Annotated in this window: 9 protein-coding genes; 8 read left to right on the top strand and 1 reads right to left on the bottom strand. The window is 70.7% G+C overall.

Going from position 1 to position 9,506, the window contains the following annotated elements; genetic code table 11:
- The 8 genes from FV228_RS12285 to FV228_RS12325 all read left to right on the top strand — a co-directional run.
- Positions 1–531, top strand: a 531-nt coding sequence (locus tag FV228_RS12285; protein ID WP_246693892.1) for an amidase family protein, incomplete at its 5' end; no start/stop codon positions are given.
- Positions 531–914: an oxalurate catabolism protein HpxZ gene (hpxZ, locus tag FV228_RS12290; RefSeq protein ID WP_147854880.1), complete on the top strand. Its 384-nt coding sequence runs from the start codon at positions 531–533 to the stop codon at positions 912–914. The genes FV228_RS12285 and hpxZ, both read left to right, overlap by 1 nt.
- Before the next feature lie 107 nt (positions 915–1,021).
- Positions 1,022–2,644 (top strand): ABC transporter substrate-binding protein, encoded by a 1,623-nt coding sequence (locus FV228_RS12295; protein WP_147854881.1) that lies wholly within the window; start codon positions 1,022–1,024, stop codon positions 2,642–2,644.
- Positions 2,645–2,844: 200 nt separating this feature from the next.
- Positions 2,845–3,798 (top strand): ABC transporter permease, encoded by a 954-nt coding sequence (locus FV228_RS12305; RefSeq protein WP_147854882.1) that lies wholly within the window; start codon positions 2,845–2,847, stop codon positions 3,796–3,798.
- Between the two features lie 14 nt (positions 3,799–3,812).
- Positions 3,813–4,742 carry an ABC transporter permease gene (locus FV228_RS12310; protein WP_147854883.1) on the top strand — a complete coding sequence of 310 codons (930 nt, stop codon included), beginning with the start codon at positions 3,813–3,815 and terminating at the stop codon, positions 4,740–4,742.
- A complete protein-coding gene (locus FV228_RS12315; RefSeq protein WP_147854884.1) occupies positions 4,739–5,794 on the top strand; it encodes an ABC transporter ATP-binding protein in 1,056 nt (351 codons plus the stop codon). The genes FV228_RS12310 and FV228_RS12315 overlap by 4 nt, the downstream gene beginning before the upstream one ends.
- Before the next feature lie 8 nt (positions 5,795–5,802).
- The gene (locus tag FV228_RS12320) at positions 5,803–6,828 is read left to right on the top strand and encodes an ABC transporter ATP-binding protein (RefSeq protein ID WP_187277716.1); all 1,026 of its coding nucleotides are present in this window, start codon (positions 5,803–5,805) and stop codon (positions 6,826–6,828) included.
- A 96-nt stretch (positions 6,829–6,924) separates the two neighbouring features.
- Entirely contained in the window at positions 6,925–8,100 is a 1,176-nt protein-coding gene (locus FV228_RS12325) for a hypothetical protein (protein WP_246693893.1), read from the top strand.
- A gap of 239 nt (positions 8,101–8,339) precedes the next feature.
- Here FV228_RS12325 and FV228_RS12335 read toward each other — a convergent pair.
- Positions 8,340–9,506 (bottom strand): PLP-dependent aminotransferase family protein (locus FV228_RS12335; protein ID WP_147854886.1); only part of this gene is annotated, 1,167 nt, incomplete at its 5' end.

Consider the following 9,506-nt stretch of genomic DNA (forward strand, 5'->3'; position numbering starts at 1 on the left):
GGGGCGAGCCGCACGGTCGAGCTCCCGGAGGCCCAGCGCGCCCGGGCGGCGGCCTACCTGATCACGGCGGCCGAGGGCGCCACCCTCCACCTCGACCGCCTGCGCACCCGGCCGCAGGATTTCGACCCGGCCGTGCGCGACCGCCTGATCGCCGGGGCGATGATCCCGGCCCCCTTCGTCGAGCGGGCGCAGCGCTTCCGCCGCTGGTACCGCGACGCGGTCATGGACTTGTTCGGCGGCGTCGACGTGATCCTGGCTCCGGCCACGCCGTGCCGGGCACCGAAAGGCGGCCTGACCCACTTCGTGCTCGACGGCGTGACCCTGCCGATCCGGGCCAATATCGGCGTGTTCACGCAGCCGATCTCGTTCATCGGCCTGCCCGTGGTGGCTGTGCCGGTGCGGCTCGATGCCGGGCTGCCGCTCGGGGTCCAGGTCATCGCCGCACCCTGGCGCGAGGACCTGGCCCTGCGGGTCGCGCGCCAGCTCGAACGGGACGGGATCTGCACGGCCCCCGTGGCGGAGATCGCCTGATGGTCATCGACGATCCCGCCGTGAAGGCCGAGGTCGAGGCCGCGTTCGCGACCTACGAGACGGCGCTGACCACCAACGACGTCGCCACCCTGGAAGCGCTCTTCCGGGACGATCCGCGCACGATCCGGTACGGGGCCGGGGAGAACCTCTACGGCATGGACGCGATCCGGGCGTTCCGGCGGGCGCGCTCGCCCGTGGGCCTGGAGCGGGTGCTCGCCGAGACGGTGATCACGACCTACGGGCGCGACTTCGCCACGGCGATGACCCTGTTCACCCGGGACAACGCCCCCGGCAGGACCGGGCGCCAGAGCCAGACCTGGGTGCGGTTTCCGGAGGGGTGGCGGGTGGTCGCCGCCCACGTGAGTCTCATCGAAACCGCCTAGGATCGACGGGTCCGTGCATGGCCCGGGACCGAGTGGCCGCGGGCTTGCATACAGTCGAGCGTATTCCGGGCCCGCCCTCCCGGACCAACGCGAGTATCCGATCCGACATGCTGTCTCGTCTGAAAACTCTCGGCGCCCGTGCGGCGCTCGCCGGCGCCCTGGCGCTCTCCGCCAGCACCGCCGCCCTCGCACAGGGAACGCTGCGGATCGGGATGACCGCGTCGGACATCCCGCTGACCACCGGCCAGACCGACAATGGCGGCGAGGGCATGCGGTTCCTGGGCTACACGGTCTATGACGGCCTGATTAACTGGGACCTGTCGAGCGCCGAACTCGCCTCCGACCTCGTGCCCGGCCTCGCGACCAGCTGGGCGGTCGACGCCGCCGACAAGACCAAGTGGACCTTCAAGCTGCGGCCGGGGGTGAAATTCCACGACGGCTCCGACTTCAACGCCGACGCCGTGGTGTGGAACCTCGACAAGCTGCTGAAGGCCGACGCGCCCCAATACGATCCCCGCCAGTCCGCGCAGGGCAAGACCCGCGTCCCGGCGGTCGCCTCCTACAAGGTGGTGGACCCGATGACGGTCGAGATCGTCACCAAGGCCCCGGACGCGACGCTGCCCTACCAGATCGCCTGGATCATGATGTCCTCGCCCGCGCAGTGGGAGAAGGTCGGCAAGTCCTGGGACGCCTTCGCCAAGCAGCCCTCCGGCACCGGCCCGTGGAAGCTGACGCTGTTCGCGCCGCGCGAGCGCGCCGAGATGGTGCCGTTCAAGGAATACTGGGACACGAACCGGGTCCCGAAGCTCGACAAGCTCGTCCTTGTGCCGTTGCCGGAGGCCAACGCCCGCGTCGCGGCGCTCCGCTCCGGCCAGGTCGACTGGATCGAGGCGCCCGCGCCGGACGCCGTGGCCTCGCTCAAGGGCGCCGGCTTCACCATCGTGACCAACGCCTATCCGCACAACTGGACCTGGCACCTGTCCCGGGTCGAAGGTTCGCCCTGGAACGACATCCGGGTCCGCAAGGCGGCCAACCTCGCCATCGACCGCGACGGCCTGAAGGAGTTGCTCGGCGGCCTCGCGATTCCCGCCAAGGGCTTCATGCCGCCCGGCCACCAGTGGTTCGGCCACCCGACCTTCGACGTGAAGTACGATCCGGAGGCGGCCAAGAAGCTGATGGCCGAGGCCGGCTACAGCCCGGCCAAGCCCCTGAAGCTCAAGGTCGCGATCTCGGCCTCGGGCTCGGGCCAGATGCAGCCGCTGCCGATGAACGAGTTCGTCCAGCAGAACCTCTCGGAGGTCGGCATCCAGGTCGACTACGAGGTGGTCGAGTGGAACACGCTGATCAACATCTGGCGGGCCGGCGCGAAGGCCGACATCTCCCGCGGCGTGTCGGCGATCAACTACTCGTACTTCATCCAGGACCCGTTCACCGGGTTCATCCGCCACCTCCAGAGCAACTTCGCCCCGCCGAACGGAACGAACTGGGGCTATTACAGCGATCCGACGATGGACAAGCTGTTCGACCAGGTGCGGATCACCTTCGACAAGGCCGCGCAGACCCAGGTCCTCGAGAAGGTCCACGAGAAGTACGTGGACGACGCGCTGTTCGTCATGATCACGCACGACGTGAACCCGCGGGCGATGAGCCCGAAGGTGAAGGGCTTCGTCCAGGCCCAGAACTGGTTCCAGGACTTTTCGAAGATCACCATCGCGACGGCGGGGCGGTAACCGCGGGATTTCCCTCCCCCCTCTGCGGGGGAGGGTACCTGCGCAGCAGGGGGGAGAGGGGCAGCGCGACGATACGGGTTTTGGTGCCCGGCACGCCCTCTCCGGATGCGTCGCTCCCCTCTCCCGACCCCTGCTGACGCAGGGGCCACCCTCCCCCGCAAAGGGGGGAGGGACTTTCAGCGGCCACGGTAAGGCACCCGATGCTGATCTACATCCTCAAACGTCTGGTCTACGTGACGCCGGTGGCGTTCGGGGTCAGCCTGGTCTGCTTCCTGCTGGTCCATCTGGCGCCCGGCGACGCCCTGAGCGCGGTCCTGCCGGCGGACGCCACCCAGGAGACCATCGACAGCATGCGGGCCGCCTACGGGTTCGATAAGCCGCTGCCGATGCAGTACCTGATCTGGTTGTGGCACGTGCTCCACGGCGATCTCGGCACGTCCATCGCCACCGGCCGGCCGGTGCTGGGCGAGGTCACCCGGGCGGTGATCAACTCGCTGATCCTCGCCTCCGTGGCGACCCTGTTGGGCTTCACGTTCGGCACGCTGTTCGGCTTCGTCGCCGGCTACCACCGCAACTCGCTGGCCGACCGGGCGGCGTCCGCGCTCTCGGTCTTCGGCGTGAGCGTGCCGCATTACTGGCTCGGCATGGTCCTGGTGATCGTGTTCTCGGCGACGCTGGGCTGGCTGCCGCCCACCGGCGCCGGGCCGGACGGCTCGGGCAACTGGCGGCCGGATTTCGACCACCTGCGCTACCTGATCCTCCCGGCGGTGACGATGTCGGTGATCCCCACCGGCATCATCGCCCGCACGGTGCGTGCCCTGGTGGCCGACATCCTGTCCCAGGACTTCGTGGAAGCCCTGCGCGCCAAGGGCATGGATGAGTTCGGCGTGTTCAAGCACGTCGTGCGCAACGCCGCCCCGACCGCGCTGGCGATCATGGGCCTGCAGCTCGGCTACCTGCTCGGCGGCTCGATCCTGGTCGAGACCGTATTCGCGTGGCCCGGCACCGGCTTCCTCCTCAACGCCGCGATCTTCCAGCGCGACCTGCCCCTGCTCCAGGGCTCGATCCTGGTGCTGGCGATGTTCTTCGTCGTCCTCAACCTGCTGGTCGACGTGATGCAGACCGCCCTCGACCCGCGCATCGAACGCGCCTGACCCGGAGGCCGATCATGACCGCACCGATCACCGCCGCCTCGATGGCCCTCGACGGCGGCGTGCTCTCCGCCAAAGACGCCGCCCCGGAGGCCGCGTTCGTTCCGTCCCGCGGCTTCTGGGGCCATGTCGGCCACCGGCTGGTGCGCGATCCCGTGGCCATGGGGGCGGGCGCCCTGATCCTGCTCGTGGTGGCCATCGCCATCCTGGCGCCCTGGATCACCCCGATGGACCCGTACAAGGGCTCCATGCTGCGCCGCCTGAAGCATGTCGGCGACGCCACCTACTGGCTCGGCTCGGACGAGCTCGGGCGCGACATGATCAGCCGGCTGATGCTGGGCGCGCGGCTGTCGCTGTTCATCGGGGTCACCCCGGTGCTGATCGCCTTCGTGATCGGCTCGAGCATCGGCATCCTGGCCGGCTATGTCGGCGGCTGGCTGAACACGATCCTGATGCGCACGATCGACGTGTTCTTCGCGTTCCCGTCGGTCCTGCTGGCGATCGCCCTGTCCGGTGCCCTCGGGGCCGGCATCTTCAACTCGATCGTGTCGCTGACCTGCGTGTTCGTGCCCCAGATCGCCCGGGTCGCCGAGAGCGTCACGACGGGCATCCGCAAGCGCGACTACATCGACGCGGCGAAGCTCTCGGGCGCTTCGCCGCTGACGATCATGCGGGTGCAGGTGCTCGGCAACGTGGTCGGGCCGATCTTCGTCTACGCCACCAGCCTGATCTCGGTCTCGATGATCCTGGCCTCGGGCCTGTCGTTCCTGGGTCTCGGCGTGCGCCCGCCGGAGCCGGAATGGGGCCTGATGCTCAACACCCTGCGCACCGCGATATACGCCAACCCGGTCGTCGCGGCCCTGCCGGGCGTGTGCATCTTCGTCGTCTCGATCGCCTTCAACCTGTTCTCGGACGGCCTGCGCGCGGCCATGGAGATTCGCCAGTGAGCGTCATCCCGGACGCCCCCGATCCGTTCGCCCGCGACCGCGGCGGACCCGCCCAGCCGCTCCTGTCGGTTTCGGGCCTGTACAAGCACTTCCCGGTCCGCAAGGCCGGGGGCAAGAAGCAGGTGGTGCGCGCCGTCGATGGCGTCGACTTCGACGTGCTGAAGGGCGAGACCCTGGGCATCGTCGGCGAGTCCGGCTGCGGCAAGTCCACCACCGCCAAGCTGCTCATGGGCTTGATCGAGCGCGATTCCGGCTCCCTGCTGTACGACGGGCAAGCCGTGGGTGAGCGGGCGATGCCGTGGCGGTCCTACCGCCGCCAGGTCCAGATGGTGTTCCAGGACAGCTACGCCTCGCTCAACCCGCGCATGACGGTCGAGCAGTCGATCGCCTTCGGCCCGAAGGTCAACGGCGTGCCCGGCCGCGAGGCGGTGGAGCGCGCCCGCGCCCTGCTGGCCCGGGTCGGCCTGGAGCCCAAGCGCTTCGCCGGCCGGTACCCGCACGAGATCTCCGGCGGCCAGCGGCAGCGGGTCAACATCGCCCGCTCGCTCGCCCTGGAGCCGCGGCTGGTGCTGCTCGACGAGGCGGTCTCGGCGCTGGACAAGTCCGTGGAGGCGCAGGTGCTGAACCTCCTCCTCGACCTGAAGTCCGAGTTCGGCCTGACCTACATCTTCATCAGCCACGACCTCAACGTCGTGCGCTTCATCTCCGACCGGGTGATGGTGATGTATCTCGGCCGGGTCTCCGAGATCGGTCCGTCCGACACGGTGCTGGACGCCCCGGCCCACCCCTACACGGAGGCGCTGCTGGCTTCGATGCCGTCGCTGGACCCGGACAACCGCACGCAGACGGCGCTCCTGCAGGGCGATCCGCCGAACCCGATCGATCCGCCGCCCGGCTGCCGGTTCCACCCCCGCTGCAGCCTCGCCGAGCCGATCTGCAGCGAAAAAGAACCGCCCCTCGACCCGGTCGGTCCGCTGCACCGGGTCTCGTGCCTCGCCCGCCAGCCCGGCTCCGGCCATTCCGCCGCCCCGGCCCGGGCGCTCGCGGCATGAGCGCCCCGATGTCGAACCCCGAACCCGCCGTCACCCTCGAGAACCTGCGCGTCGCCTTCGGCAAGGTGCAGGTCGTGGACGGCGTCGACCTCACCGTGGAGCGCGGTCAGGCGATGGCCCTGATCGGCGAGTCGGGCTCGGGCAAGAGCGTCACCCTGCGGGCGATCCTGCGCCTGTTCCACGAGGGGCGCAGCCGGATCGAGGGCAGGATCCTGGCGGCCGGCCGGGACGTGCAGGCGCTGAGCAAGCGCCAGCTCGCCGACTTCCGCGGCGGCGACGTCTCGATGATCTTCCAGGAGCCGCTGCTCGCCTTCGACCCGGTCTACACGGTCGGCCGGCAGATCACCGAGGCGATCCGGCGGCACGAGACGATCTCGAAGGAGGACGCCCGCAAGCGCGCGCTCGCCCTGTTCGAGCGCGTGCGGATTCCGAGTCCGGAGCGGCGGCTGGACAACTACCCGCACGAGATGTCGGGCGGCATGCGCCAGCGCGCCATGATCGCGCTCGCGCTCGCCTGCCGGCCGCAGGTGCTGCTGGCCGACGAGCCGACCACCGCCCTCGACGCCACCGTGCAGATCCAGGTCCTGCTGCTCCTGCGCGAATTGCAGCGCGACCTCGGCCTGTCGATCATCATCGTGACCCACGATCTCGGCGCGGCCGTCGAGGTCGCCGACCGGATCGCCGTGATGTACGCGGGCAAGATCGTCGAGACCGGGACGGCGCATCAGGTCGTGCTCGATCCGCACCACCCCTACACGATCGGCCTGCTGCGCAGCCGGGCGGAGGGGGCTCTGGCGAAGGGCTCCCGGCTCCAGACCATCCCGGGGAGCCCGCCGGACCTCGCCAACCGGCCGCCGGGTTGCCCGTTCGCGCCACGCTGCTTCCTCGCCGAGGAGCAGTGCCGCCGGGAGATGCCGCCGGTGGCCGAGATCGCCCCCGGTCACAAGGTGGCCTGCTGGCGGACCGACGAGGCCTCGGCGGCCTACCGGGCGGGACCGACGCCCGTGCGCGCGGCCGAGCTGGTCCCGGCCTGAGTTCCGGGGATCGACGCATCCGCGCGAAGCCTTTATCCGGCATCGCGCGGCTTTCAGGCGGCGGATCACCGTGCGACCGGCCGCCCGAGCATCGCGATGAGCCCATCCCCCTCCGAGATCGTCCTGGTCCCCCGCGGGGAGGCCGGCCATTTCCTGCCGGCGGCTTTGGGCTGGCTGGGGAAGCGGATCAGCGTCACGGCCCATCCGGGCGCGGCCAAGCACGTGCTCTGCCTGCCGGTGCTCGACTTCGTCCGCCTCGGCTTCCCGGACCTGAACGGGCGGCTCGATCTGCTTGAGCCCGGCGACGCCGAGAACCTGCGGTCGGGCCGGGCGGCCCTGCTCCTCGACCTGTCGAACGAGGGGCCGGGCCTGCACGCTCCCACCTTCGAGGCGCTCCACCGCAACCTCGAAGGCCTCGGAATTCCCCGGGAGCGGGTCGTCCTGGTGACCCAGAACCGGCTGCTGCGGTTGGATTACGAGCGGCTCTACGGCGAGGGCCTGCGGTTCTGGACCTTCGAGTTCTTCCCGCTCCAGGTCGCGCTCTGGCTCGATGCCGAGGCCGGCCCGCGCCTCTTCCCGCAACACCCCCTCGACCGGGTCGGCTACGCGCCGCTCGCCCGGGACACCGGCGCCGCCCGGTTCCTCTGCCAGAACGCGGCCCTGCGCTGGCACCGGGTGCTGCTCTACCGCTGGTTCCAGCTCAACGGCCTGGACCGCGACGGCCTGATCTCGTTCCACGGGATCGGCGCCGACAACCCGAAGGCGGGCGGCATCGACGTCTTCCACGCGCCGCCGGAGATCGCGGCGGCCTTCGGACCGCTGCTGGCCGATGTCGGCAGCTGGATTCCCCGGCAGGCCAGGCGGATCGATACCCCGCCCCCCGGTGGCGACATGGTCCTCACCCTGGATACCCGGGCCTACGCCGCCAGCGACCTCACAATCATCTCCGAGACGGATTTCTTCGAATTGGGCGTCGAGCGCATCACGGAGAAATCGCTGAAGGCCGCCGCCATGGGCGTGCCGTTCGTGACGGTGGGCGCGCCGCGGGCCGTCGCCCTCCTGTCGGAGCTTGGCTTCCACAGCTTCGGCGGCCTGATCGACCACCATTACGACGTGATCGCCGACCCGATCGAGCGTCTGCCGCAGGTCTTCCGGTCGATCACGGCGGCCTGGGACGCGTGCAGGCGCGACCGTGCGGCCCAAGACCCTCCGGAACCTGGAACTGCGCGCGGGCCGCGGCCCCGTTACCGTGACGCTGACGCCGCGCGGTGAATGACCACCAGGACTTCTGTAAGGCCCGCCCCCGCCGCTCGATCGGTCCATCCCATCCTCGCCCTCATTCCGAGGCGACGGAGCGCAGCGGAGGCCTCGAAGGAGCCCTCCAGCCAGCCGCGCGATTCCTGGAGGCCTCCTTCGAGGCACGCGTCGCTCACGCCTCAGGACGAGGGACAGATTGGGATTTTCGGCGTTCGGAACCCCCGTTCGACTGTGGGTATACGACCGAACGGCTCTCACCCGGCCGCCCGCAGGGTCTCGGCCATGCGCCGAACCGCCGGCTCGATCACCCGCTCGGGCACGGCCGCGTAGCCGAGCAAAAGCCCCGGCTCCGGGGGACCGACATGGTAGGCCGAGAGCGCGACCGCGGAGATCCCGGCTCCGTCGAGCCGCGCGACGGCCTCGGCATCGCCGAGCGCGGCCGGCCAGGCCGGACCGGAGCGCGCGATGAGGTGCATCCCGCCCTCCATGGCGGCGACCGCGACCACGTCGGCGGCATGGCGGTGGGCCGCCTCGACCAGGGCTTCCTGGCGCAGGGCGTAGAGCCGCCGGGTCCGCCGCAGGTGGCCGGCGAGATGCCCCTCCTCGATGAAGCGGGCCAGCGCCCATTGGCCGATGCCCGGGGGTGCCGGGCCGGTCTCGGCGAGGGCCTGATGCACCGGCGCCACGAGGCCCCGCGGCAGGACCAGGTAACTGAGGCCAAGCGCGGGGAGCAGCAGCTTGGAGAAGCTGCCGACGTAGATCACCCGTCCGCCGCGATCGAGCGCCCGCAGCGGGGCCAGCGGCCGCCCCGCATACCGGTAGGCCCCGTCGTAATCGTCCTCGACGATCCAGCCCGATACGGATTCCGCCCAGGCCAGGAGGTCGAGGCGGTTCTCCAGGCTCATGGCGTGGCCCAGCGGATAATGCTGCGCCGGCGTCACCACGGCGAGGCGCGCACCCTGCAGGCGCGGCCCGGCGGCGCTCACCGATAGCCCGCCCGGTCCGACCGAGACCGGCACCGGGATCAGGCCACCGCTCGCGAGGGCCAGGGCGATACCGGGGAAGCCCGGCTCTTCCACCAGGGCCCGCTCCCCGGGATCGAGCAGCAACTCGGCCAGCAGGCGCAGGCTCTGGCGGATGCCCGCCGTGACGATCACGTCGTCGGCCTCGCAGGCCACGCCCCGCGCCTGCGCCAAATAGGCCGCGATGGAAGCCCGGAGTGCCGGCGAGCCGCGGGGATCGGTCCGCTCGGCCGGTCCGTGACGCCACTCGGCCTGGAGCAACCGCGCCCAGACCGCGTACGGGAACGCGTCCAGCGCGGGCCGGCCCCGGCGTGCCCGACGCCTTCGCGCTGGGCCGGCCATGAACCGCCGGGCCGGCGCCGCGATCAGGCGGGCACCCCGGCGCGACAGGTTCGGAGC

The organism is Methylobacterium sp. WL18 (genome assembly GCF_008040015.1).
Taxonomy (GTDB): domain Bacteria; phylum Pseudomonadota; class Alphaproteobacteria; order Rhizobiales; family Beijerinckiaceae; genus Methylobacterium; species Methylobacterium mesophilicum.

Bases quoted from the DNA above. Each gene is read 5' to 3' on its own strand.
- hpxZ (WP_147854880.1), top strand. From the start codon at position 531: ATGGTCATCGACGATCCCGCCGTGAAGGCCGAGGTCGAGGCCGCGTTC.
- FV228_RS12295 (WP_147854881.1), top strand. From the start codon at position 1,022: ATGCTGTCTCGTCTGAAAACTCTCGGCGCCCGTGCGGCGCTCGCCGGC.
- FV228_RS12305 (WP_147854882.1), top strand. From the start codon at position 2,845: ATGCTGATCTACATCCTCAAACGTCTGGTCTACGTGACGCCGGTGGCG.
- FV228_RS12310 (WP_147854883.1), top strand. From the start codon at position 3,813: ATGACCGCACCGATCACCGCCGCCTCGATGGCCCTCGACGGCGGCGTG.
- FV228_RS12320 (WP_187277716.1), top strand. From the start codon at position 5,803: ATGTCGAACCCCGAACCCGCCGTCACCCTCGAGAACCTGCGCGTCGCC.
- FV228_RS12325 (WP_246693893.1), top strand. From the start codon at position 6,925: ATGAGCCCATCCCCCTCCGAGATCGTCCTGGTCCCCCGCGGGGAGGCC.